20 protein-coding genes and 1 pseudogene are annotated in these 25,639 nt (G+C 40.2%); 19 read left to right on the forward strand and 2 right to left on the reverse strand.

Features of this window, described 5'->3' with window-relative positions:
* Positions 1-37 precede the first annotated feature (37 nt).
* The gene (locus CWC14_RS04390) at positions 38-2,458 is read right to left on the reverse strand and encodes a TonB-dependent receptor (RefSeq protein WP_138561504.1); all 2,421 of its coding nucleotides are present in this window, start codon (positions 2,456-2,458) and stop codon (positions 38-40) included.
* A 292-nt stretch (positions 2,459-2,750) separates the two neighbouring features.
* Entirely contained in the window at positions 2,751-4,022 is a 1,272-nt protein-coding gene (locus CWC14_RS04395) for a Xaa-Pro dipeptidase (protein ID WP_171036823.1), read from the reverse strand.
* A gap of 159 nt (positions 4,023-4,181) precedes the next feature.
* Between CWC14_RS04395 and CWC14_RS04400 the strand changes: the two genes are divergently transcribed.
* The 19 genes and pseudogenes from CWC14_RS04400 (at position 4,182) to CWC14_RS19680 (ending at position 25,607) form a co-directional block, all read left to right on the forward strand.
* Complete coding sequence (locus tag CWC14_RS04400; RefSeq protein ID WP_138561508.1) at positions 4,182-5,999, forward strand: DUF885 domain-containing protein; 1,818 nt, start codon at positions 4,182-4,184, stop codon at positions 5,997-5,999.
* A 96-nt stretch (positions 6,000-6,095) separates the two neighbouring features.
* Positions 6,096-6,608, forward strand: coding sequence for a YcgN family cysteine cluster protein (locus tag CWC14_RS04405; protein WP_138561510.1), 513 nt, complete (start codon positions 6,096-6,098; stop codon positions 6,606-6,608).
* Positions 6,608-7,123, forward strand: coding sequence for an RNA methyltransferase (locus CWC14_RS04410; protein ID WP_138561512.1), 516 nt, complete (start codon positions 6,608-6,610; stop codon positions 7,121-7,123). The genes CWC14_RS04405 and CWC14_RS04410 overlap by 1 nt, the downstream gene beginning before the upstream one ends.
* Before the next feature lie 267 nt (positions 7,124-7,390).
* The gene (locus CWC14_RS04415) at positions 7,391-9,280 is read left to right on the forward strand and encodes a methyl-accepting chemotaxis protein (protein ID WP_138561514.1); all 1,890 of its coding nucleotides are present in this window, start codon (positions 7,391-7,393) and stop codon (positions 9,278-9,280) included.
* A gap of 83 nt (positions 9,281-9,363) precedes the next feature.
* Positions 9,364-9,955, forward strand: a pseudogene (locus CWC14_RS04420) (GGDEF domain-containing protein); the annotation flags it as partial.
* Positions 9,933-10,553: a DsbA family protein gene (locus tag CWC14_RS04425; protein ID WP_138561516.1), complete on the forward strand. Its 621-nt coding sequence runs from the start codon at positions 9,933-9,935 to the stop codon at positions 10,551-10,553. The pseudogene CWC14_RS04420 and the gene CWC14_RS04425, both read left to right, overlap by 23 nt.
* Before the next feature lie 214 nt (positions 10,554-10,767).
* The gene (locus CWC14_RS04430; RefSeq protein WP_010388835.1) at positions 10,768-11,520 is read left to right on the forward strand and encodes a DUF3450 domain-containing protein; all 753 of its coding nucleotides are present in this window, start codon (positions 10,768-10,770) and stop codon (positions 11,518-11,520) included.
* 10 nt (positions 11,521-11,530) lie between these two features.
* The gene (locus tag CWC14_RS04435) at positions 11,531-12,898 is read left to right on the forward strand and encodes a MotA/TolQ/ExbB proton channel family protein (RefSeq protein WP_138561518.1); all 1,368 of its coding nucleotides are present in this window, start codon (positions 11,531-11,533) and stop codon (positions 12,896-12,898) included.
* Positions 12,899-12,901: 3 nt separating this feature from the next.
* Positions 12,902-13,429, forward strand: coding sequence for a MotA/TolQ/ExbB proton channel family protein (locus CWC14_RS04440; protein WP_008111501.1), 528 nt, complete (start codon positions 12,902-12,904; stop codon positions 13,427-13,429).
* Positions 13,430-13,482: 53 nt separating this feature from the next.
* Positions 13,483-13,893, forward strand: a complete 411-nt coding sequence (locus CWC14_RS04445) for an ExbD/TolR family protein (protein WP_008111500.1) — start codon at positions 13,483-13,485, stop codon at positions 13,891-13,893.
* Positions 13,894-13,899: 6 nt separating this feature from the next.
* Positions 13,900-14,505, forward strand: coding sequence for an energy transducer TonB (locus tag CWC14_RS04450; protein WP_016900180.1), 606 nt, complete (start codon positions 13,900-13,902; stop codon positions 14,503-14,505).
* Positions 14,506-14,523: 18 nt separating this feature from the next.
* A complete protein-coding gene (locus tag CWC14_RS04455; RefSeq protein WP_016900181.1) occupies positions 14,524-15,831 on the forward strand; it encodes a tetratricopeptide repeat protein in 1,308 nt (435 codons plus the stop codon).
* A gap of 310 nt (positions 15,832-16,141) precedes the next feature.
* Positions 16,142-18,931: a beta-helix domain-containing protein gene (locus tag CWC14_RS04460; RefSeq protein ID WP_013463330.1), complete on the forward strand. Its 2,790-nt coding sequence runs from the start codon at positions 16,142-16,144 to the stop codon at positions 18,929-18,931.
* An 80-nt stretch (positions 18,932-19,011) separates the two neighbouring features.
* A complete protein-coding gene (locus tag CWC14_RS04465) occupies positions 19,012-21,645 on the forward strand; it encodes a TonB-dependent receptor domain-containing protein (RefSeq protein WP_016900182.1) in 2,634 nt (877 codons plus the stop codon).
* Between the two features lie 227 nt (positions 21,646-21,872).
* Positions 21,873-23,012, forward strand: coding sequence for an aspartate-semialdehyde dehydrogenase (gene asd, locus CWC14_RS04470; protein WP_036954755.1), 1,140 nt, complete (start codon positions 21,873-21,875; stop codon positions 23,010-23,012).
* A 148-nt stretch (positions 23,013-23,160) separates the two neighbouring features.
* Positions 23,161-24,030 (forward strand): MBL fold metallo-hydrolase, encoded by an 870-nt coding sequence (locus tag CWC14_RS04475; protein WP_016900184.1) that lies wholly within the window; start codon positions 23,161-23,163, stop codon positions 24,028-24,030.
* A gap of 133 nt (positions 24,031-24,163) precedes the next feature.
* Positions 24,164-24,400 carry a PDC sensor domain-containing protein gene (locus tag CWC14_RS19670; RefSeq protein WP_036954751.1) on the forward strand — a complete coding sequence of 79 codons (237 nt, stop codon included), beginning with the start codon at positions 24,164-24,166 and terminating at the stop codon, positions 24,398-24,400.
* A gap of 50 nt (positions 24,401-24,450) precedes the next feature.
* Positions 24,451-24,876, forward strand: coding sequence for a HAMP domain-containing protein (locus CWC14_RS19675; RefSeq protein ID WP_249928696.1), 426 nt, complete (start codon positions 24,451-24,453; stop codon positions 24,874-24,876).
* A 2-nt stretch (positions 24,877-24,878) separates the two neighbouring features.
* The gene (locus CWC14_RS19680; protein ID WP_235190259.1) at positions 24,879-25,607 is read left to right on the forward strand and encodes a methyl-accepting chemotaxis protein; all 729 of its coding nucleotides are present in this window, start codon (positions 24,879-24,881) and stop codon (positions 25,605-25,607) included.
* The last annotated feature ends 32 nt before the right edge of the window (positions 25,608-25,639 follow it).

Raw genomic sequence — 25,639 nt, forward strand, 5'->3', positions numbered from 1 at the left:
TCAATTGAAATACCGTGCTTTTTAAATTATTAAACTATTAAAGTGTGTAACTAAAGCTTAGCTTTGCATTACGTTCTTCACCTGGCATTCCGCCTAAAAACATGGCTTTAGAATAGTATTTTTTATTAAACAGGTTATTAATGTTTAATTGCATTTGCCAGTTGTCTGCTTTATAGCTAACTGCAGCATCATACACGGTATAAGCAGGGACGTAGCCGTTATCAATACCGAACGAACTTGAGTTAGTACTGCGCTTATCAACAAACGTTAAGCCTGCGCTTAAATCTACTGCGTGAGGTAATTCAAATAACGCCGCAGAGTAAGTTACCCATGAGCTAGCAGTTACATAAGGCACGCCTTTTTGGCGAGTATCAAAGCTTGTGCTGTTTGGGTTAGTTTTATCTCTAGCATCTTGATAAACACCGTTGAAGTTAACTTTCCATTGATCGTTCAAATACGCATTTAAGTCAATTTCTACACCTTTGGTTTGTTCTTCACCATCAAAGAAGCTCTCCACTACGTTTGGTGCAGACACGCCTGCTTCATAAAGTGGGTTGGCGTACTCTAGGTTTGTACGTGCACTTTCAAATACTACAATTGAAGCCAGTAATTGGTCATCAAACGCTTTAAAACGAAATCCTAAATCGTTACTAACAGATTCTGAGTCTTCTCTATCGGCTTCATTACCAGCAACAGAGCCAAGTACACTGTAGGCAGTACGACCTTTTGAGTGATTTAAAAACAAAGCCATATCAGCGTTTACTTGATAAGTAGCACCTAAATTGTACGTTAAACCGCTATCTGAGGTGTTTGCCTCTGGCGTTGGATTTGCGCGGCTTTTGCTATAACGAGGGTCAACACCAAAGTGCTCGTAACTTTGTTTAATACGATTATGAGCAATCCCAATACGGGTGGTGATTTTATCGTTAATGTAGGCAACATGCTGAAGGCCTACGCCCCATGCCTGTACTTTTTTATTGTAATCACTGGTTTTAAGCGGATCGTAATCATTAAATTCACCTGTAGGCCAATTTGGCTGGCGTATATCAAAAATATACGGTAGTGCACCTTGATAAATCACTTCACCGGCTTTGTTTTTAATGACCTTATCGGCATCATAAATTGAATATTGTTTAAAACGAATATCACGGTCTTCGTAGTTGGCATTAACCAGTAATTCGTTTTCTATATTGCCCAGCATAAAGTCATAACGTAAATCTAAAAAGTATTGCCATGATTTCTCATCTGCTTCTACTTGGCGATACTCTTGGCGTCTGGCTGCAAAAGGGTATAACACGTCATCAACAACTAGCGGTGCGCGTGGGTCTTGGTTGATCACGCCGTTACGTTTCCAGTAAACGTAGTTGTAAGCACCTGTTTGGCGGGCAAAACTTGAGGTGTAATTACGGTACTGTAGTTGTTGATTAACAAATAAATCATCACTAATGTAATAATTATGGGCTAATTTAAAACGCAGCTCTTCACCTTCGTTATCCTTTGCCATCGGTGATATTATGCCATTGGTGCCAAAGTTAAAGGGTGTTAAACCATCATTGCTTGCCAAAGAGTTAGCTAGTTCATCTCGTTGTACTTCACTCAATTGTAAGCCACTTGCTGTAGGGTCATTCACTAAATCGGCGCCTGATACTTCACCAGCAGTTAAACCGTTAACCGATTCATTGTTAAAAATACGAATAGGGTGGCCAATAGAATCCACTGCAATAGCGTCTTTAATATATGCCCCAGACAATACAAAAGATTGTTGGTCATTAAGCACATATTTTAAAGACGAGTAAATTTCATCACGTTGTTCTTTTAAATCACGAAAGCCATCACTAGAGGCGGTTTTGGCCATTACTCGATAAGCTAAATCATCAGTTAGTGCATTGGTGCTATCGAGTGCAAGCGAATAACTATCCCACTGACCGATATCCATTTCTAGGGTATGTTGCTCGTTAAACTGTGGTTTTTTTTCAATCAGGTTGATCACACCACCGGCACTACCCATACCATACAGTCCAGTTGCAGGACCCTTTAACACTTCAATCGAATCAACATTGGCTAAAGAACGCGTTGGATTAAAGGTATTGCCTAAGCCTGCGCCGCCATACATGCCATCATAGGTATAATTAGCGCCCAAGCCACGAATAACTAAGTTGTCACCAATGCCATAGTTATTACCGGCTTGCGTTAGGCCACTCACATTGCGGATCACATCCTGAAGACTATCAATACCTTGTGATTCAATCAGTGCTTTATCAACAATAACCACGGGTGCAGGGGTTTCCATTAGTGACATGTCTGATTTAGTTGCTAAACCTGAATTCATCACTACTCGGTTTTGTTGCTCATAAACGCTAATTCGTTCAATATCTGAATTAACTTGTGACTCGTTAGCCATTGCTAAATTTGCGTTTAAAAACGCTAAAGAGAGGAGAGAGTATTGAAATCTTTTCATAAACTGATAACCATTCGCATTTGTTAATTTGCGCGAATGATAATGGTTATCATTTTAAAGTTAAATAAAAAGTTCATTTTTTTTGTTATTTATGAGTTATTTGCTTGCTTATTGAGCATGGCGTTCTAAAAACAAGCAAATTAAAGTCGTGAACGGGATATAGCACGTGTAAGTTGGCCTAACTAAGAGGGAGTTTTAATAAAGTATTGACGATTAAATGGGCAGTTTAGTTACATTGGCTAAAAGATTGTTAAGGTTGAGCTAAGCTCAACCTCATAAAGATGTATTGGGTTTACTGCTTGTAAACGACACCGGCTTTCATTACAAAAGGAATACGCTCTAGCGTAGAAATATTTTTCAGTGGATTAGCGTCTACCGCTATAATATCAGCTGCAAAACCGGTTTTAATTTGCCCCAGCTGTTTATCAGCCTTTAATAATTTAGCACTGTTAATGGTTGCGGCTTGAATAGCTTGTAATTCACTCATACCAAATTCAACCATACGGGAAAACTGTTTGGCATTATCACCATGTGGATAAATTGCTGCGTCAGTACCAAACACCATGTTTACCCCCGCTTCAACAGCGCGTTTAAAACTATCGCGTTGTTTTTTTGATACCAGACGTTCCTTATTTAGGTTTTCTTCATCAACCCCATTTTGCTCACCAAAGCTCAGCGTATACTCTGTATTATAAATATCCATAGAAAGCCAAGTTCCATGCTCTTTTGCAAGCGCGATTGCTTCATCGTCTAAAAAGCTAGCGTGCTCAACACTATCTACACCGGCTTTAATTGCCGTTTTAATGCCGTTAGTGCCGTGTGCGTGAGCGGCAACAGGTAATTCTCGCATGTGCGCTTCATCCACAATGGCTTTCATTTCTTCAAATGCGTATTGTTGTATGCCCACCTTTGTGCCTTTAGAAAATACCCCACCAGTTGCACATAATTTAATTGCATTAGCGCCATATTTAATATTTTCACGTACTTTAATACGCACAGCCCATGGGCCATCAGCAACCCCCGAGGCGGTATACTTCATTTCGGGGGGTAAACGATTATTGTCACAGTGTCCGCCAGTAATCCCCAAAGAAGGGCCAGCAGCCCAGATGCGAGGGCCAATAATATCACCTGCATTAATGCCGTCGCGAACCGCAATAACACTAAAGCCCTCTGCACCTAGGTTACGCACTGTGGTAAAGCCGGCTTCTAATGTTTTTTTAGCAAAGTAACTGGCTTTAATAGCCATACGCGGTACTGATTGGCCTATACGTTCACTGCGCGAAACGGTTGGATCGCTGGTTAAATGCACATGCATATCCATCAAACCCGGCATTACGGTGAGTTCAGGTAGGTTAATCAGTTCATCATTACTGGTAAGCGTAGGCTTTTTATTAAATTGAATTTGGCTTATTACACCCTCGTCAATCGCGATTAACGGATTAGCTTTTAGCTCTCCAGTTTTTACATCAAGCAAAGCTTTGGCCGATATATAGGTGGTTGCCAGTGCACTTGCGCTGGTTAAACTCAGTAATGCGATTGATGTAGTCAGTAAATGTTTTTTTATTTTAATCATTTTTATTATTTAATTATTTAAATTTACCTGAATGTAGCAACCATTAGCTATTGAGTAAATTATTTAGCGACGAATCCCACTCACCGTAATTGCTTTATTTAAGCCATTTTAAACCGCATAATTAGCGGGTAAAAACTAACAAGGATCTTTATGAAAGTTATTAAAATAGCACTGGTTGCAAGTAGCGTTATGTTTGCCTTAAGTGGTTGTATGAGCACCAGCTCACAATTAAACACCAATCAGCCATTCTCGCCTGTAATAAGCGAGTTATCAGCCGAGCAACAGTTGGATGTGCTCGTTGCACAGTACTACGATGAGTCATTAACCTTTAATCCCTTAAGCGCCACTTACAACGGTCGCCATGAGTTCGATGATCAATTCTTGCCGGTGATATCGCAGCTTAATCGCGATAAAAAAGCCGCTTTTTATAAAAAATATCAGCAACGCTTAACGCTAATCGATGAATCACAATTAACAGGGCAGGCGCTACTGAATTTTGAAGTATTATCCCGAGATTTAGCCCTGAAGCTTGAGGGCATGCAATATAAAGATTATTTGTTACCGATCAACCAAATGTCGGGAGCACATAATACCTTTGCCGGATTTGGTTCAGGTCAAAGTGCACAGCCCTTTAATACTGTTGCCGACTATGAGCAATTTATTAAGCGTGCTGATGGTTTTGTTAAATGGTTAGCCAGTGTTGAACAATCAATGGCGCAAGGTGTTAAACAAGGCGTGGTATTGCCTATGCCATTGGCTAAAAAATTATTGCCTCAGTTTAACGTGCACGTAGTAACTAACGCAGAAGATTCATTATTTTATTCACCAATAAAGGCCATGCCCGACTCATTTTCTGATAAACAAAAACAGCAACTTAGTGAGCAGTATAAAACGCTTATTTTAGATAAATTAGTGCCCGCTTATCAACGTATGAGCGAGTTTTTACTCAACGACTATATTCCTCATGCTCGCGATTCTGTTGGTTATGCTGATTTACCTAATGGTAAAGCGTGGTACGAATATCAAATTAAGAAAAACACCACGTTGAGTTTATCAGCAGATGAAATTCATGACATTGGCTTAAGTGAAGTGTCTCGAATTTTAAGTGAAATGAAAACGGTTAAAAATACCGTGGGATTTAAAGGTGATTTAGCATCGTTTTTTGATCATTTACGTGACTCAGATGAGTTTTATTATAAAACAGCCGATGAGTTAATTGCTGCCTATGAAGATATTAAACTAAAAATAGATGCGCGTTTACCGCGCTTGTTTAATATTGAGCCTAAAGCCCCTTACATTGTTAAAGCAGTAGAAGCGTATCGTGCGCAATCGGCAGCAGGGGCATCTTATGCTGGGCCTGCACCAGATGGTTCTCGTCCGGGTATCTTTTACATTAATGCTTACAACTTAAAAGCGCAGCCTAAATTTTTACTTGAAACGCTATCTATTCATGAAGCAGCACCAGGTCATCACTTTCAAATTGCGCTGCAACAAGAAGTGGAAAGCCTGCCCGATTTTCGTAAATTTGGCGGCTACACTGTGTTTGCTGAGGGCTGGGCATTATACGCAGAGAGTCTTGGCAAAGAGCTTGGCTTATTTACCGACCCGTATATGTGGTATGGGCGTCTTAACGATGAGCAGCTAAGAGCTATGCGTTTAGTGCTTGATACAGGCTTTCATGCCAAAGGGTGGACACGTCAACAAGGCATTGACTACATGTTAGCAAACTCTTCAATGGCAAAAAGCGATGTTATTGCTGAGGTTGAGCGTTATATTGCATGGCCTGGGCAAGCATTATCGTACAAATTAGGTGAGTTTAAAATTAAAGAGCTCAGAGATTACGCCCACCAGCAGTTAGGTGAGCAATTTGATATTAAAGCCTTTCATACGCAAATATTAATAGATGGCGCATTGCCTATGCCTATCTTAGAGCAAAAAATTAAACGTTGGGTTAAATCTCAGCAGTAACATAATCGCGCAAAGTCATTATTTGAACAGGGATTGGCTTTGCGCGCTTTGCTGCAATACGTTAGAATGCGCGCTCTTAAAAGGCGCGAGAACACCATGTTTGATCAACAATTAGCAAAAACCCAATTTTGGCTTAGCAAAAGTCTCAATGAAATGAACCAGCAAGAATGGGAAGTCATTTGTGACGGATGCGGAAAGTGTTGTTTAAACACCTTTATTGACAGTGAAGACGAAGATGACTTTACAGCTACCGATCAGCTAAGAGAAGGCGAGCAACTTATATTCACTAATATTGTTTGTCAATATCTTGATAACAATACCTGTGGCTGTAGTGAATACGAAAACCGCCAAACCTTAGTTCCTTCGTGCGTTAAGCTCACTAAAGAAAACCTAAAAGACATCTTTTTCATGCCCCAAAGCTGTAGCTACCGCCGACTTCATGAAGGGCGCGGTTTAGCAACGTGGCATCCGTTACTTAATAACGGCGATAAAACTAAAATGCATGAGCTAAATATTTCAGTCAAAGATAAAACCGTAAAAGATTGTGATGTAAAACTGGAAGATTTTGACTTGTATATTGCCGAGTGGCCAACCAAGGATTGCAACTAGTGAGTAAGTTACAAGCAAGTATTGGTTTAATAAACCCTAAAAGCCCGACCAACGTGGGGGGCGTATTACGCGCAGCAGGTTGTTATGACGCCAAGCAGGTGTTTTTTACCGGCAACCGTTATTTAAATGCACAAAAATTTCATACTGATACTAAAAATGTGGTGCAACGTATTCCATTAACCGCCACTGATAATTTAGCATCAAGTAAACCTGAAGGTGCTAAAGTGGTGGTGATAGAGCTAATAGAAGGGGCGACTCCCTTGCCTGAGTTTACCCACCCTGAGAACGCATTTTATGTTTTCGGCCCAGAGGATGGTTCAGTGCCAAAAGACGTTTTAAAATGGTGTGATGAAGTTGTTTATATTCCAACCATAGGCTGTATGAATTTAGCAGCAACCTGTAATGTTGTTCTTTATGATCGACTCGCCAAGCTTGGCGGTATTCAAAGTAGTGATGAAACCATTATTACTTCACGCGATACCAATAATAAAATGAAATGGCAAAAACAACCTTAAACATATTTGCTGTTTAAGGTTTATCCCTTGCTAAATGTAAATGAAAACATAATCTGTCGATGTCAGCTATTTAACTAATTTTAATCAGGTTAAATAGCGCTTTGTTATAATAAGAAAGCTTAATTTATCACCGCCCTAGACGTTACATATCTCAGTATTTATTATTATTTTTGTGCTTTAATTTCATTGAAATCATATTTGCTAAGACATTCAGTTAAAAATTTGTTAAAAAGACACTGATAATAATGATTAATACTTAAGGTACTTATGTTTAGCTCGCTTAAATTCACCTCCAAAATCACCATTGCTGCATCATTAGTGTTAGTTTTAGTTTTAGGTGTTTTCACCATAAATAATTATTTTTCAATGCGGCATCAAACTCAAGAGCAGTTATCGCTGGTACTAGAGCAAAACTCTGAGTCTGTCTCTAAAAATATTGCAAGCTGGCTAAATAATAAATTAGCGATTGTGATCTCTATCGCAAAAACATACCAAGATGACGATGCCAAGTCTTTAACGCTTTCGCAATTAAATACCGCTGAGCTTGCGGGGGATTTTAAAAATACCTACATAGGTAAATCATCGGGTACATTTATTTTAAATGATCAAAGTGTTGTACTCCCCAGCGATTTTGATGCGACAAGTCGCCCTTGGTATAAATTAGTAGAAAATAAAACAACAACGGCTTTTACAACGCCTTATATCGATGTAACGACCAACGAACTGACAATTTCTGCGGTTGCCCCTATTAATAGTGATGGTCAATTTAAAGGGGTAGCGGGGGCAGATATTGATATGCAAACCGTCGCTGAAATTATTGGAGATATTGATTTTTTAGGACTCGGTTATGGTTTTTTGCTTGATAATAAAGGGCAAATATTAAGTCACCCTGATAGTAAATTAAATTCAAAAACAGTCGCTGACTTAATTGGTAAAAATGCACCGTTAGCAAGAGAGTTTACAGAGTATCAAGTAGCGGGTGAAACCTCGCTGGTATCCTTTACTAAGATTCGTGGTATTGAAAATGTTGATTGGTATCTGGGTGTAGTAGTTAATAAAGGTAAAGCGTATTCAAGTGTTTCTTCGTTTGGTCAAAAGGCAATTGTCTTTTTAATTATTGGTATTTTAGTGATTGTTGCATCACTGGAGTTTTTACTGCGTTATTTAATGCGCCCTATGTATCGTCTTAATGATGCTATTAGAGATATAGCACAAGGTGAAGGCGATTTAACTTGTCGACTCAGTGTTGAGAACGATGACGAGTTTGGTCAGTTAAGTAATTCATTTAATATTTTTATAGAAAAAATTCAAAATTCAATTGTTCAAGTTAAGTCTTCAACACAGTTGCTAGAAACCGCGGTTGCTAAACTGGTTACCCAAACAGATTCAACATTAACTATGTACGACGACCAAAGTGAACGTACCAACAGTGTGGCATCGGCAATTAACCAGTTTTCAGCCACTGCAACAGAAATTTCAACTAGTGCAAGTAATGCCTCAACACTTGCTAAAGATGCTGATCAATATTGCGCTAAAAATCAGCAAACACTAACGAATAACGTTTCGAGCATTCATCAACTTTCGCAAAATATAGAGCAAGCACAAGAAACAATTAATAGTTTAGATTCACATACTGCTAATATCGGTAATGTACTTGCGGTAATCAAAGGCGTGAGTGAACAAACTAACTTGCTTGCTTTAAATGCGGCAATAGAAGCGGCACGTGCAGGTGAAGCGGGAAGAGGGTTTGCCGTTGTTGCTGATGAAGTCAGGCAATTAGCACAACGTACTCAGCAATCAACGCAAGAAATTGAAAATACGGTAATTGAACTACAAAAAGGCTCAAGCTCTGCCGTTGAGCTGATGAAAACCAGTTTAGAAGAAAGTGAAAAAAGTGTTCAGCAAGCTGATGCAGTTGGCGATGTAATGAAACAAATAATTAGTGCGATAAAGCAAATAACCGACGCTAATCATAGTGTGGCTAATGCTACGGATGAGCAAAACCAAGTCGTTAAGTCATTACATAGTGATATTCACGTTATCAGCGACTTATCGATTCAAGGCCAATCAAACCTAAATCTTACTTTGGAAGAGTGTACCAAACTTAAGCATCAATTTAGTGACTTAGAGCGCATGGTTAAAAAATTCAAAGTATGATCAGTAAAACAAAAATAAATAAGCCAAGCTGGCTCAATTTAATCAATATTGACAGCGTTTATAGCTTTGATAAACAACGCCAAGTATTTTCGTTTATAAGTGAATATTTTCGTCACCGCAGTCATTTAGCAATTGCTGATATCACCTTAGAGCAAAAACAGCATGCTCATACCGATCAGCTTACCGGGGCGCCTAATCGTCGCTTTATTACTTCACATTTTTTAAAGCTTGCTGCTTCACGGCCAGCGCATTATTTGCCGCTGTCTATTTTGCTCATTGATTTAGATAACTTTAAACAATTAAATGATACCTACGGCCATGATTTTGGCGATACCGTATTAATAGAGTTTACTAAATTATTAGAGTCGCAATTTTCTGCAACCGCCCTTAAAGCCCGTTATGGTGGCGAAGAGTTTGTGGTTATTTTACCGCAACAAACAACCCTTGAGGCCAGCATTTTGGCCAACCGTTTTTACAGAATGTGTGCAAAACCATGTGACGCTAACCGACAAACATCAGCGAGTATCATTAACGTGTAGTATGGGTATTGCTCAGACTAACAGTGTAGATGATTATAATAATGCGTTAAAGCAAGCGGATCAGTATTTATACAGCGCTAAGGCGCAAGGTAGAAATAAGGTGGTATCTGTACATGATCAACACGCCTCAGAGTAAATTAATATATGTACACGACCCTATGTGTAGCTGGTGCTGGGGTTATGCACCGACTTGGCAAAAGCTTGAGGCTGCCTTGGTAAACAAACTTCCCATTGAATACAGAGTGGGTGGTTTAGCTGCAGATACTGACTTGCCAATGAGTCAGGATATGCAGTTGCAACTACAAGCCATATGGCAAAAAATTAGCAGCCAGTTAGGCACAGAGTTTAACTTTGATTTTTGGCGAGACTGCCAACCTCGCCGTTCTACCTATCCCTCTTGCAGGGCCGCTTTAATTGCCCGCAGCTTCAACAAAGAACCACAGATGATAGCGGCAATACAGCAGGCATATTATTTACAGGCACAAAACCCATCGGATGAAGCGGTTTTAATTAAACTGAGCGAAAAAATTGGTTTAGATCCCTGTTTATTTACTCAGCAGTTACACTCTAAGGAACTTAAGCGTCGCTTTGATGATGAGCTTAACTTTGTTCGCAGTTTACCTATTCAAGGTTTTCCGTCGTTAGTATTAATAAAAAACAATAGCCCATACCCCATTGCTATTAACTACACAGATTGGCGGCAAACGCTAAGTGAAATGCAATCTTACTTATAAAATTTACACTTCAAACATTACCCCTGCACTTTAAATTCGGCCAATAAGGCTAATTTATTACCGCTGTCATAAAAGCGACTTTTTTACGCAACACGCTTGTCATTTTTAATCTATACACTTTCGCTCATTGAAACTATCTCGCTTTAAATTGTTTTTTAATAAACAGGCTAAAGCGACTAGCAAATCCGATAATTAACGAGCAAAGGTGTATACGATGAAAGGCGTTAAACCATTAATTTTAGCTGGTATTGTAGCCGCAAGTGCAGCAGTCCACGCCAATGATTTAAACACGGTAATTGATAAAAGCAGCGAAATTAATAATTTAGCTGCGCAATCACAAACGAAAATAGACAAGATTGCAGATTCAATGCAAGGGCGTTTACAGCAATTCAAAACCCTAAATAAAGAAATAGATGGTTTAGCCGTTTATAACGCACAGCTTACAAAACAGTTAAATAATCAAATAGAAGAGATGGAATCGCTTAATTTATCGATGGATCAAGTATCGATTATTGAGCGCCAAATAACCCCTTTAATGCTTCGTATGATCACTGGGCTTGAACAGTTTGTTGCCTTAGACGTGCCGTTTTTAAAGCAAGAGCGAAAGCAGCGTCTTGAATCATTAAGTGCAATGATGGAACGCGCTGATATTACATCAAGTGAAAAATTTCGTCGTGTCTTAGAGGCTTATCAAGTTGAGGTTGACTACGGGCGCACTATTGAAGCGTATACCGCATTGCTTGATGTGGACAATAAAGAACGTGAAGTCGACTTTCTGCGCATTGGCCGTTTAGAGCTAATTTACCTCACCCGCGATGGTAAACAAGCCGGTAGTTGGGATCAGCAGTCACAGTCGTTTGTTGCGCTACCAGATTCAACCATAAGCCAAATTAATAAAGGGCTTCGCATTGCTCGCAAACAACTTGCCCCCGATATGTTAACACTGCCAATTCACGCTGCAGAATAAGAGGTTTACCATGAAATTATTAACGAAAATGACAAAAATGGCCGTGTTTGCAGCCAGCTTAAGCTTTGTGGGCACCAGCATTGCCGCTGAGCCGATGAATTTAGATGCCTTATTAAAAACCTTAGAGCAGGGTAAATCAGCGCAATCAGAGCAAAATAAACAACGTGAACAAGAATTTGCAGCACGCCAAAATGAACAAGTGCAAATGCTTAAAAACACCCAAGCTAAACGAAATCAGATGCTTAGCGAGTCAGAGCGTTTAGAAACGCAGTTTGAAGAAAACGAAATTAAATTGGCTAACCTGACCGATACTTTATCAAAGCGTATGGGTTCATTAAAAGAGCTATTTGGTGTGCTACAACAAGTTGCTGGAGATTCTAGCAATAAGTTTGCAACCTCGGTGGTATCGGCTCAGTTACCTGGGCGTAGTACTTTTATGGACGAATTGGCGCAAAAAATGGGTTCTACCTCAAAGCTTGCGTCTATTGAAGATATCGAAAAGGTTTGGTTTGAGCTACAACGAGAAATGACCGAACAAGGAAAAGTAAGCCGCTTCAATACTGATGTAATTGTTGACGGTGGCAATAAAGTACAAAAAGAAGTGGTACGTGTGGGTGCATTTAACCTTATTAGTGACGGTCAGTACCTAGAGTATACGCCTTCTACCAATACCATTAGCCAGCTTACTCGCCAACCAAGTAGCCGCTTTACTACGACTGCGGCTGATTTGCAGCAAGCAAACACCGGTGTGGTGCCGTTTGCGCTTGACCCAACGGGTGGTTCAATTTTAGGTTTGTTAGTACAAGCCCCTGATACCAGCGAGCAAGTTCATCAAGGTGGTGCAGTTGGTTACGTTATTTTAGGCGTTGGCTTATTAGCGTTATTAATTGCGTTAGAGCGTTTTGTATCGCTCCTGCTGATGGGTGGAAAAATCCGTCGTCAATTAAAAGACGATACAGCCCGTGATGATAACCCGCTAGGGCGCGTCATGAAAGTGAAAGACCAATATCCTAATGTGGCGTACGACACGCTTGAACTTAAGTTAAGCGAAGCCATTTTACGCGAAATGCCAAAAATCACCCGTAATTTAACGCTTATTAAAATTATCTCTGTGGTAGCGCCATTACTTGGCTTGCTCGGTACGGTAACCGGGATGATCAATACCTTCCAAGCAATTACTTTATTTGGTACTGGCGACCCTAAACTAATGGCGGGCGGTATTTCGCAAGCCCTGGTTACTACGGTATTAGGCCTTGTTGTTGCCATTCCAACGGTGTTTTTATACACCTTATTGAATACTCGCTCAAAAGGCTTACTGCTTATTTTACAAGAACAAAGTGCAGGTATTATTGCCGAGCGAAGCGAGAAAGGAGCTTAAACCATGGTGCTATTGATTGATTCAATCAATGCTATCCGTGATTTTCTCGACACGGGTGGCCAAGTTCTCTTGGTCATTGCCGTGTTAATTTTCGCGATGTGGTTATTGATACTCGAGCGATTTATGTACTTTTTTAATGGCTATCGACACTACAAAAAAGACGTTAAAAATACGTGGAAAACGCGCAGTGAACGCAACAGCTGGAATGCAGAGCAAATACGCCAGGCCATGGTGTCACGCGCCAGTATGCGATTAAACGCAAACTTACCGCTGATTAATGTGATGGTAGCGCTGTGTCCACTATTAGGATTGCTTGGCACAGTTACAGGGATGATAGAAGTCTTTGATGTAATGGCCATTACAGGTACAGGCAGCGCACGCTCTATGGCATCAGGTGTGTCAAAAGCAACCATACCGACAATGGCTGGAATGGTCGGTGCGTTATCTGGGGTGTTTGCCTCAACCTATTTACAACGAAAAGCAAAGCGTGAAGTTGAATTGTTGCAAGACACTATGGTGTTAGACCACTAAATAATTATTGAAAAGCGGTGAACATAATCACCGCTTGTTCTAGGAGAAGTAAAATGAGAGCCCCATTAGGTAATTTATTCCAAGAAGACGAAGCAGAAGAAATAAACATGACCCCTATGCTGGATGTTGTATTTATTATGCTTATTTTCTTTATCGTGACAGCCTCGTTTGTTAAAGAAGCGGGTATTGATGTAAACCGTCCAGAAGCGGCAACCGCAGTTAAAAAAGAGCGGGCTAACATATTAGTGGCCATTTCAGATCAAGGCGAAATTTGGATCAATAAACGTCAAATAGATGTACGTGCTGTACAAGCCAACATTGAGCGCTTAAAAGCGGAAAATCCACAAGGCAGTGTAGTTATTCAGGCCGATAAAAAAGCCACCACAGAAACCTTGATAAAAGTCATGGATGCCTCGCGTGCAGCGGGTGTATTTGATGTTTCAATAGCGGCTCAAGAAGGGTAACGAGTGATGCGTTATGTACTTGCGTTAATTATAGCGGGTGTGGTGACCTTTATGCTGTTTTTAGGTATGCAGGCATTGATCACCGGTGGTGAAGGCGCCATGACGGAGCCTGCAAAAGGGAATGTGTTAGATTTTGTCCGTTTGAAAAAAGAAGAAACAGTACAAAAAAAGGAACGTAAACCACAAAAGCCGCCAACACCTAAAGAGCCGCCACCGCCAATGGAATCGCCACAAATGCAAAGTAGCGATAACAACGCTGCTAGCAACAACTTTGATTTTGCTGCCAATGTCGATGCTGATGTAAATCTAGCGGGTGGATTAGCATTAGAAACCAGTGATGGTGAGTATTTACCCATAGTAAAAGTGGCACCGGTATACCCAAGGCGTGCTTTGTCGCGTGGTATTGAAGGGTATGTCATTGTTGAGTTTACAGTGACTAAGCAAGGCACAGTGAAAGAGCCACAAGTTATTAAAGCTGAACCTGAGTCATTATTTGACCAAGCGGCGATGGATGCGGCACTTAAGTTTAAATATAAACCACGTGTGATCGACGGCGAAGCTGTTGAAGTTGCAGGTGTGCAGAATAAAATTTCTTTCCAAATTAACGGCTAGAAACAGAGGATTGCGATTATGAAATTATTAAAAACAGCATTAGTGTGTACTTTTGCGATAGGCAGCAGTGTTGCGCTGCCAAGTTTAGTCTCTATGTTGCCAGGAGTTACGCTTGGTAGTGTTTACGCACAAGAACAAAAAACCACTAAGGTGCCAGCACTGCGTGAAAAAGTGTATAGCCAATTAGCACGCGCGCAAAAATTAGCTGATGATGGTGATGCCAAAGCGGGACTTGAGGCGCTTGATAGCATCAAAGAACGTTCTTCTAGTATGAATTCCTATGAAATCGCCATGATGTATAATTTTTATGGCTTTATTTATTACAACGAAAATGATTTGCCTAAAGCAATTGCATCATTTGAAAAGGTGATAGCAGAAGAAGGTATTCCAGAAACATTACGTGTCAGCACTACGTTTAGCTTAGCGCAATTAGCAATGGCAAACAGTGATTACAATAAGGTAATTGATTTCTTAGCTAAGTGGGATGCAATTAATACCAAGCCTAAAACTGATGCCTATTATGTACTTAAATCACAAGCGTATTATCAGTTAAAAGATTACCAAAAAGGCATTGATAATATTAATTTAGCGATTGCCCAAAGCGATAGCGAAGGCAAACAGCCAAAAGAAAACTGGTTAGTACTGCAACGTGCTATGTATTATTCACTTAATCAAACTGACAATGTTGTTGCTGTACTTGAGCGTATGGTAAAGCTTTATAACAAGCCTGAATACTGGGTGCAACTCGGTGGTATGTATGGCGAAACAGGCAAAGAAAAACAACAGCTAGCAATCCTAGAAGCGGCTTATCAGCAAGGATTTTTAACCTCTAAATCTGATCTAAGGCAGCTTGCACAGGTATATTTATACAATCAGCTTGCTTACAAAGCCGCCAGTGTAATGAGTAAAGCGATTGAATCAGGCGTTGCTGAAAAGTCTGCGAAGAATTATGCATTTATCGCAGAAGCCATGGTGCAAGCTAAAGAAGATAATAAATCAGTTAGTTATTTTGCAAAAGCGGCAGAGCTTTCGGAACACGGTAAGTACGATCAACGTATGGCTGAAGTACTTGTTAACTTAGAGCAATTTGAAGATGCCGCTGATGCTGCTCGGTTAGCATTAGATAAAGGTTCACTTGATTTTGAATCCAACGCTTATGTTGCATTAGGTATGGCCCAATACAGCATGCAAAATTTTGATGCCTCTATTTTAGCGTTTGAGCAAGCCGAGAAACACAAAAAATCGCAGCGATTGGCTGAACAATGGATCAAATATGTCAAGCGTGAAAAGTTACACGCGGAAACATTACGCACCGCATTGTTATAATTTGCCAACGCTACTATTGTAATTTAAACGCTGCCAGTTTGATTACAAAACCTGTTTTATAATCGCAACACCAAAACCGCCTTAGGGCGGTTTTTTTCGTTTAAATTTATCATAACAGGTTGTTATTTAAATAAATTACATTGTCATTTTATGTTTATTAAAGTGTAACTGTATTGTCACATAGCTCCCGTAAGGTAGTGCTCGTTGAAAAACTCAAGTGATCTTAAAGCATGACTTTCGTGTTTTAACGTGACTTGGGTTTTTACTTAATGCGCTAATAAAATAATTAAATATCTTAACGGAGTGAACAATGAAATTATCTGGTTTATTTAAGATCAGCCTTTTGGCTTCTGCAATTACACTCGCTGGTTGTGGCGGTGGTGATATTAATATTAATGTTGAAGAAACAGTAGCACCACCTACACCACCTACACCACCAGTGCCAACTGATCTTCCAGGTGAATATAGTCAAAGTCTTTCTACTGAAGCTTCAGCTGCCTTGGGTCGTGAAGTAAAAGTGCAAGTGCTTTCAGGTGAAATCACTGAAGATACGACATTAACGACGGATGCATTTTGGGCATTAGATGGCGCTGTGTTTGTAGGTAAAGATAAAGCAGATAGCGCAACCCTTACCATTGAACCTGGAGCCGTTATTTTTGGTAACAATGGGTCTGATTACTTAGTCGTAAGCCGTGATTCTAAAATTGAAGCGACAGGGACCAAAAGCGACCCTATCATTTTCACATCAAAACAAGATGTAATGGGCGAAACAACAGCCTCTGGACAATGGGGCGGCATGGTTTTACTTGGGAATGGTATTTCAAATAAATGCCCTGCTGAAGGTGATTGTGCACTGCAAGTTGAAGGTGTGGAAGCAGGTGCGGTATTTGGCGGTACTGATAATGCGGATAGCTCTGGTACGTTAAAATATGTTGTTGTTAAAAACGCTGGTTACGAGCTTTCAACCGGTAATGAGCTAAACGGTATTACCTTTGGTGCCGTAGGTTCAGGTACTACCGTTGATTACTTGCAAGTACATAATAACTCTGATGACGGTGTTGAGTTTTTCGGTGGTGCAGTTAACTTAAAGCATGTTGTTTTAACGAGCATCGACGATGACAGTATTGATTGGGATAACGGTTATCAAGGTAAAATGCAGTTTGTGTATGTTGAGCAAGATAAAAATTCGACTGATGCTAACCGCGGTATTGAAGCCGATAACGATGGTAAAACGCCATCAAAAGAGCCTAAGTCTTTGCCTATTATTTCAAACTTAACCATTATTGGTAATAACTTTAAAGGTGAAGATGAAGCCGAAGGCATTTACCTGCGTGAAGGTACCGGCTTACATTTATATAATTCAGTGATCACAGGCTCTGATGAAATGGGCGAGTGCTTAGAATTAGAAGGTATTGCGCTGGATGATAACGGAGATGCATTATTCTCTGATAGTGAAACCGTTAATAATGCTAATGATGGCACTATTTTGATGCAAAACACCTTTATGTCATGTACCAATGGTGAGAATTTTAAAGATCCAAAAGGTGCTGACGGTTCTACGTTGCTTGCGCTTGAGTCTTGGTTTAGTCAACAAACAGGTAATGTGATCAACGACAAGCCTATGCTTGGTGTGAATGGTCAACCAATTGCTGGTTCGCCACTACTAGGTGCAGGACAAGATGTTGCTAATACGGTTGATGCCTTCTTTGATACGGTTGATTTTGTCGGTGCTCTAAATGATTCTGACGATTGGCGTGAAGGTTGGGCATTTGGTTATGGTGGTGGAGAAGTGACAGCACCTGCTGCAGTTGCTGGTTGTCCTGCAGGTACTACTTCAATTTCACCAGCGGATAACGTAACGACAACATGTGAAATATCTGGCCGTATAACGTCAGACTTAACATTAACAGCGGGTAACTTATACGCAGTTGATGGCGCTGTTTTTGTTGGTAATGATAATGCTGACTCTGCAACTCTAACTGTCGAGCCTGGCGTTACTGTTTATGGTCGTAACGGTAAAGATTATATTGTCATTAGCCGTGGCTCTAAAATTGAAGCCAACGGTACTAAAGATAAGCCTATTTCATTTACTTCAAGTCAAGATGTTGCTGGTCAAGCAACGGCAGCAGGTCAATGGGGCGGTTTAGTACTACTAGGTAATGCGCCATCTAATAAATGTCCAGAAACAGGCGAGTGTGCGCTACAAGTTGAAGGTGTTGAAGCCGGTGCTGTTTTTGGTGGTACTGACACTGCAGATAATTCTGGAACATTACGTTATGTTCGCGTTATGAATGGCGGCTACTTACTGTCACCTGGTAATGAAATTAACGGTATTACGTTTGGTGCTGTGGGTTCTGGTACTACTGTAGAGTATTTACAAGTTCATCAAAATGCTGATGACGGTGTTGAGTTCTTTGGTGGTAATGTGCAGGCTAAATACCTTGTGCTAACTAGTATTCAAGATGACAGCATCGATTGGGATAATGGTTTCCAAGGTAAGCTTCAGCACATCCTTGTTAAGCAAGCTGCAGATAACTCAGATGCTAACCGTGGTATAGAAGCCGATAATGACGGTAAAACACCATCTAAAATGCCTAAATCAAATCCAATGATTGCTAACTTAACCATTATTGGTAATACCTTTAAAGGTGAAGATGACGGTGAAGGCATGTACTTCCGTGAGGGAACGGGTGCGCAAATCTATAACACGATTGTAACAGGCCCAGTAGGCATGGGTGAGTGTCTAGAGGTTGAAGGTATTCCAGTAGATGAAAATGGTGCACCAATATTTACTGAAAGTGAAACAGTTAAAAATGCACAAGATGGCACCTTAACGATTAAGTCATCGGTTATCGCCTGTTCTGAGAACTTCAAAGACCCAAGTGGTGTTGATTTTAGCGTAGAAAACTGGTGGACAGCGACGTTAGGTAACTTAGTAGCATCAGGACAAACTGACGTAGTTAATGGTATCTATACTATTGATATAACAACTCCTACAGATGTAAACGCTGTAGATAGCTTCTTCGATACTACATCACATATTGGTGCTGTATCGAGTGATAATGACTGGACAGCTGGCTGGACAGTAGGTCTGGAATAACACAGTAAGAATGGGTGCTAGCACATAGTACTAGTACCTTTTTTAACACTTTCTGTAACTTATTTCAGATAGAGGTAAACATGAAACAGTTTTCTAAAAAGTTTTGCTTATCCACACTTTCCGCAGCAATTTTATGTAGTTTAAGCGTTTCAGCACATGCTGCTGAAGCCGAAGATGAGGCTGTACTTGAGGAGGTTGTGGTTAGCGCAAGTCGTTTAAAAGGCACTGCAACAGCCGTGCTTGAAGAGCGAAAACAACAAGCATTTGTTGCCGATATTATGGGTGCTGACCAAATATCCCGTAGTGGCGATAGTGATGCGGCATCTGCGTTACGCCGTGTAACGGGTTTAACTTTAGTCGATGGTAAATTTATTTATGTACGTGGTTTAGGTGAGCGCTATTCAAGTACTCAGTTAAATGGTGCAGCAGTGCCAAGTCCTGATCCGACCCGCTCAGTCATCCCGCTTGATTTATTTCCATCAGGAATTATTGAAAGTTTGTCTGTGCAAAAGTCTTATTCTCCTTCTATGCCAGCCTCTTTTGGTGGTGGTAATGTGGATATACGCTTAAAAAGCATTCCAGACCAATTTGTTTTTGATGTATCAGGTCAGCTTGGTTATAACACCAATAACTTTGATGATGGCATTGAGTACAATGGCGGCTCGAATGACTGGTATGGTGTTGATGATGGCACCCGTGAAATACCAGATTCAATCATGGATATTTATAACTCTGGGCAATCATTAGATGATCTCACACCAGAGCAAAGTCGTGCTTTAGCACTTGATTTAAACCGTGATTATGACCCGCAAGCAACAAGTGTAAACCCCAATACTAAGTTTACAGCAACACTGGGTAATAGTTTTGAGTCAGGTGATTGGCGTTACGGCTTTTTATCAGCGGTTAGCTATGATAACAAATATTTTGTTGGCGAAGAGTACCAAGGCGAAGACTTCCGTTTAGGTGAGAACAGTGCTGCTATGGTGCGTGGTTACGATAAAATCATTGCCACTGAGCATAATGTGAAAATGTCTGGAATGGTAAACTTTGGTATTGAGTATAATAATGCTCATCGCATTGACCTTAGTACGCTGATTTTACGCGACACCGAAGATAAAATTCGTGATCGTCTAGGTATTGATGAGAATAATAACCAGTCTGATAATAAGCGTATTCGTTCTTACGATGTAAGGTATGAAGAGAGAGAGTTAATAGTAAACCAAATCAAAGGCATGCATACATTCGATTTTCTTAACTATGCAGGTTTTGATTGGAAATACTCAAACGGCCGCTCAAACCGTTATGCACCAGGAAATATGCAGACGCGGTTCATTGTAAATGATGCAAACGAAGATGGTAATTATGATTTAGTTAATGAAATCGCATTAACCAATGCCACAACGGCTGCTCGTTATACATTCCAAGACCTTAATGATGAAGTAGAAAACTACGGGTTTAATTTTACTTTTCCAATCATGTTAGATGGTTTGGATATAGAATTAAAATCAGGTGCTGATTATGTCTCTAAAGAGCGCTCAGCTTCGAATCGTCGCTTTGACATAAACACTCGCGCATTTAAAGACCTTGATTTAAATGGCAATGAGCTGAATACGATTCTTTCTGATGATGCAATAGCTAACGCAGAACTAAATCTACCCATACTTAATGATACAACGTTTGCAGGTGATGATTACCGCTCAGCACAAAAAACAGATGCTTATTATTTTGAAGCTGATTTTTTCTTCAATAATAAATGGCGTTTGACAGGTGGCTTACGTTGGGAAGATTTCAGGCAAGTGTCAGTGCCACTTGACCCGTTTACTGGTGGCTTAGATCCTTCAATCGATTATGATGATTTAGGTAACTTAGCGTTTCAAGAAGATGATATTTATGGTGCGCTTGCATTCACTTATATTCAGGACGACCAAACACAATGGCGTTTAAGCTACGGTGAAACGGTTGTACGTCCTGATTTACGTGAGATATCTGAATCTACTTACATTGATCCGTTAACTGAATATCCTGTTGGCGGTACGCCTGGATTACGTACAACGCAAATCAAAAATTACGATTTCCGCTGGGAAAACTACTTTGATACTGGTGAAAACTTCTCTGTTGGTCTGTTTTATAAAGACATGATTGATCCAATTGAGTCGGTGCAATCTCCTTCTCAAGATGGACCGCCACTTGTACGTATTGCCAATGCTGAAGATGGCTATGTTGCCGGCGTTGAGTTTGATTATCTTAAAGATTTCACTTTCTTAGGTGGTTTTTGGCAAGATGTATTTATGAGTGGTAATGTTACACTCAGTGATTCTGAGATAAACCTAGACCGTCAAGCTATTGTTGATCAAACTGGTGTATCTGCGGCGATCACTAATACTAAACGTCGTTTAACGGGACATTCTAAATATGTTGTGAATATGCAGCTTGGCTATGATGCACCATCAGGTGAACATGCTGCAACATTGGTTTATAACGTATTTGGTGAGCGTATTATTATCCCTGGTATAGAAGGGCAAGATGATTGGATGGAACAGCCATTCCACTCAGTTGATTTGAATTATACTTACTACCCTGATTTTAACTCAAGTATTAAGTTTAAAGTGCTTAATATTTTGGGGCAAAAATCAGAAATTGAATCTGCTGGTACGCTAACTCGCTCAAAAGAAAAAGGGACTGAGTTCTCTGTTGAGTACAAATATCAGTTCTAATTCAAAATAGCCTAGGAAGGCGAATATAAAAACTTACAATAATTGCCCTACCTTGTGTAGGGCTTTTTTTGTGCCGTTATTAATTTCAGAATTAAAAAAAGCATATGAAATAATTTTAAGTTAGCTGTTATTGACTAGTTTTGCAGGGTATAGGGTGCTAGATTAACTGTTCTAAAAATTAAATCTCACGCAATGAATTTTAATTTTTAATGAATTAGGTATTTCTTATGACTCAAACAGTGGAACAAACAATGAAAAAAGTAGGATTAGTCGGATGGCGGGGCATGGTTGGCTCTGTATTACTAGAGCGTATGCAACAAGAAAATGATTTTGCTCATATCGACACCACTTTTTTTACCACCTCACAAACCGGCCAACTTGGCCCTGATTTAGCGGGTCCTGCAAAGCCATTACTTGATGCAATGGATTTTGACTCACTGGCAAAAATGGACATTATCATTACTTGTCAAGGTGGTGATTATACCAAAGCTGTGTATCCACAATTACGTGAAGCGGGTTGGCACGGGTTTTGGATTGATGCTGCATCAGCACTACGGATGAGCGACGACAGTATTATTGTACTAGACCCTGTCAATAAAGATGTGATTGAACAAGGCCTTGAGCAAGGCGTTAAAACGTATGTGGGTGGTAACTGCACAGTTTCATTGATGTTATTAGCGCTGGGTGGTTTATTTGAGCAAGATTTGATTGAGTGGGTCAGCCCAATGACTTATCAAGCAGCCTCAGGTGCTGGTGCGCGTAATATGAAAGAGCTGATCGCGCAAATGGGCTCTATCCACGCAAGTGTGGCTGACAAATTAGCCGATCCGCAAGCGGCTATTTTAGAAATTGATAAACTCGTCACGCAGCAAATTGCGTCAAGCGATTTACCACAAGATCAATTTGGCGTGCCACTTGCGGGCAGCTTGATCCCTTGGATTGATGTACCAATGCCATCAGGTCAATCAAAAGAAGAGTGGAAAGCGCAAGTTGAAGCGAATAAGATTTTAGGTTCCTCTAAGCAACCTGTGCCTGTTGATGGCTTATGTGTTCGCATTGGTGCAATGCGTTGTCACTCACAAGCGATGACAATTAAGCTTCGTGAAGATATCAGCGTTGAGAAAATTGAACAAATTTTAGCGTCACACAATGAGTGGGTTAAAGTGATCCCGAATGAGCGTGATATTACAGCTACAGATTTAACACCGGTTAAAGTGACAGGCACATTAAGTATTCCAGTAGGACGTATTCGCAAACTCGCCATGGGGCCAAAATATATTAGCGCTTTTACCGTAGGCGATCAGCTTTTATGGGGCGCAGCAGAGCCACTGCGTCGTATGTTACGTATTATTGTTGATAATAAATAATATTTACTTTGAGGGTTAGCATTTGCTAGCCCTTTTTATTTAATAATTAAATCGCTAATATCTTCATGGCCTTTACCAACGTTTATATTATTGCTTCCGGTCATTTTTATTAATTCAAGTGATGAGTTCAGACTTATTGGAGAATATTATGCACAGTAAATTTCATGTTCACACATTTCTTGATGACGATAGCGAAACCTTTAGTTATGTTGTTTCTGATAGTAACTCTCAGCAAGCAATCTTGATTGATCCCGTTTTAAATTTTGATTATAAATCAGGTCGCAGCTGTGAATCAGGCGCCAAAAAAATCGGCGAGTACCTTCAAAGCCATTCTCTTTCATTAGAGTGGGTTCTCGAAACACATGCTCATGCCGATCATATCTCTGCAGCTCCTTATTTTAAAAAACACTTTGGTGCTAAAATCGCCATAGGTGAACATATCAAAACGGTACAACAAAGCTTTAAGGCGCTATTTAATCTTGAAAAAGAATTTTTACCCAATGGGGCTGATTTTGACCGACTATTAAAAGATGGAGATAGTTTTAATGTTGGCCAGTTATCGATACGAGTAATGCACACACCGGGGCATACACCCGCCGACTTAGTTTACATTATAAATGAAGAGGCCATTTTTGTTGGTGATACGATTTTTATGCCTGACGTAGGCACTGCAAGGTGCGACTTTCCAGGTGGTAGCTCTGAAACATTATACGATTCAATCCAAAAACTACTCTCGATGCCCGATGAGGCAACAATCTATGTATGCCATGATTATCCGACTGAAAAACGAAATCACCGTTTTGCGGTCACAGTAAAAGAACAAAAAGAAACAAATATTCATGTAAAGACTAAAATAAGCAAAGAGCAGTTTGTTCAAATGCGCGATAGCCGTGACGAAGAATTACCTATGCCTCGCTTAATTTTACCTGCTATTCAAATGAATATTAGAGCCGGCAACCCACCTCCCGCCGAAGATAACGGCATAATCTACCTTAAAATTCCGTTAAACCAATTATAGTTCAATATCATAATGATTATTGGGATAGAGTAATGAGCACAAATAAATTTATTGTAGCTAGATGATCGCTTTACCATCTCTCATACCTGAATATAGCAAGTTTTTTTTGTAAAATAGGCGTGATAATTTTACGTTGCAACATCGTATAACTACGGTTAAAGCGATTATTGATAACGGGCAATTAATTGGCGCCCAAGGAATGGATGTATCATTAGGCGGGCTTACCGATATTATTGCCGATATTAAATTAGGCGAAACCGGTTATTTAATGTTGATTGAAGATAGTGGCAGTGTGCTGGTGGATGTTAAACACCCAGATTACCGATTTAAAAACTTAGCAGATCTTGAGGGGGAAAATACGCCGACTTAGCTAAAAATACCCAAGGGCTGTTTGATGTAGAGATAGATGGTAAACAATATATGGCTAATATTCATACCTCTGCTACCTTAGGCTGGAAGTTTATTGGGGTAGTAGAGAAAGCCGAAGTGATGAGCACGGCGAATATCATGGCTTATACCATATTGGTTATTAGTGCGATATTAATTGCCGTATTTGTTGCTATAGCGAGTTATATTTCTAAATTAATATCAGCCCCTATTGTTGAAGTGAGTGATGGCTTAACTGAAATATCGCAAGGTGGCGGTGATTTAACCCAACGCTTAACAATAAAAACCAAAGATGAAACCGCTAAACTGGCTAATAGCTTTAATTTATTTTTAAACTTGATCAGCGAGCTGGTAACTCAAATTAATGAGTGCGCGCAAAATGTAAGTAAAACCTCATCACAAACCTCATCGCAAGCGGCACAATTAACAAGCTCCTCAGCCAACAGCAACAAGCTTTAGAGATGGCAGCTACGGCTATTAATGAAATGGCTGCCACCGCAAACGAAGTGTCTAGCAGTTGTGCAAATGCAGCGGATTTGGCTGTTCAAACACAGCAAGCATCAGACTTGGGGCAATCGGTTATTACACAAACTGTGGAAAGTGTGGTTCAGCTATGTGAGGTAATAAACAATGCCTCAGCAGATATTACTCAGCTAGATACTGAAAGCGAAAACATTATGTCGATACTCAGTGTTATTCGCGGTATTTCAGAACAAACTAACTTATTGGCCTTAAATGCTGCAATAGAAGCTGCACGTGCCGGTGAGCACGGACGCGGCTTTGCTGTGGTGGCCGACGAAGTGCGCGCGTTATCGCAACGAACCGCTGAGTCAACCGAAGAAGTGGCTTCACAGCTTGATAAACTACGCACTATGTCATCTAAAGTTTCTAAAGATATGCAACGCAGTATAGAAACCACTAATAAAACTGTCGAGCTTGCGCATTCGGCGCAGCAACAATTTAGTGAGATCACGGCATCTATCGTTCATATTAGCGATTTAAATACCCAAATAGCCACCGCTGCTGAAGAGCAACAACATGTAGCTGAAGATATAAACCGCAATGTTACTGAAATTAAAAATGCGGCTGATGAGGTGAGTGATATTGCCGTGACCACCAGTGAGAACGGCAACGAAATGAATCGTCTTTCGTCAATTTTAACGGTGTTGGTGGGTAAATTTAAAGTGTAAGGGCAAGCAAATGCATGCCCTTTTTATCCCTG

It is taken from the genome of Pseudoalteromonas sp. S3260 (assembly GCF_005886925.1).
GTDB classification, from domain to species: Bacteria; Pseudomonadota; Gammaproteobacteria; order Enterobacterales; family Alteromonadaceae; genus Pseudoalteromonas; species Pseudoalteromonas tetraodonis.

Bases quoted from the DNA above. Each gene is read 5' to 3' on its own strand.
- CWC14_RS04390 (WP_138561504.1), bottom strand. From the start codon at position 2,458: ATGAAAAGATTTCAATACTCTCTCCTCTCTTTAGCGTTTTTAAACGCA.
- CWC14_RS04400 (WP_138561508.1), top strand. From the start codon at position 4,182: ATGAAAGTTATTAAAATAGCACTGGTTGCAAGTAGCGTTATGTTTGCC.
- CWC14_RS04405 (WP_138561510.1), top strand. From the start codon at position 6,096: ATGTTTGATCAACAATTAGCAAAAACCCAATTTTGGCTTAGCAAAAGT.
- CWC14_RS04415 (WP_138561514.1), top strand. From the start codon at position 7,391: ATGTTTAGCTCGCTTAAATTCACCTCCAAAATCACCATTGCTGCATCA.
- CWC14_RS04425 (WP_138561516.1), top strand. From the start codon at position 9,933: ATGATCAACACGCCTCAGAGTAAATTAATATATGTACACGACCCTATG.
- CWC14_RS04430 (WP_010388835.1), top strand. From the start codon at position 10,768: ATGAAAGGCGTTAAACCATTAATTTTAGCTGGTATTGTAGCCGCAAGT.
- CWC14_RS04435 (WP_138561518.1), top strand. From the start codon at position 11,531: ATGAAATTATTAACGAAAATGACAAAAATGGCCGTGTTTGCAGCCAGC.
- CWC14_RS04440 (WP_008111501.1), top strand. From the start codon at position 12,902: ATGGTGCTATTGATTGATTCAATCAATGCTATCCGTGATTTTCTCGAC.
- CWC14_RS04445 (WP_008111500.1), top strand. From the start codon at position 13,483: ATGAGAGCCCCATTAGGTAATTTATTCCAAGAAGACGAAGCAGAAGAA.
- CWC14_RS04450 (WP_016900180.1), top strand. From the start codon at position 13,900: ATGCGTTATGTACTTGCGTTAATTATAGCGGGTGTGGTGACCTTTATG.
- CWC14_RS04455 (WP_016900181.1), top strand. From the start codon at position 14,524: ATGAAATTATTAAAAACAGCATTAGTGTGTACTTTTGCGATAGGCAGC.
- CWC14_RS04460 (WP_013463330.1), top strand. From the start codon at position 16,142: ATGAAATTATCTGGTTTATTTAAGATCAGCCTTTTGGCTTCTGCAATT.
- CWC14_RS04465 (WP_016900182.1), top strand. From the start codon at position 19,012: ATGAAACAGTTTTCTAAAAAGTTTTGCTTATCCACACTTTCCGCAGCA.
- asd (WP_036954755.1), top strand. From the start codon at position 21,873: ATGACTCAAACAGTGGAACAAACAATGAAAAAAGTAGGATTAGTCGGA.
- CWC14_RS04475 (WP_016900184.1), top strand. From the start codon at position 23,161: ATGCACAGTAAATTTCATGTTCACACATTTCTTGATGACGATAGCGAA.
- CWC14_RS19675 (WP_249928696.1), top strand. From the start codon at position 24,451: ATGGCTAATATTCATACCTCTGCTACCTTAGGCTGGAAGTTTATTGGG.
- CWC14_RS19680 (WP_235190259.1), top strand. From the start codon at position 24,879: ATGGCAGCTACGGCTATTAATGAAATGGCTGCCACCGCAAACGAAGTG.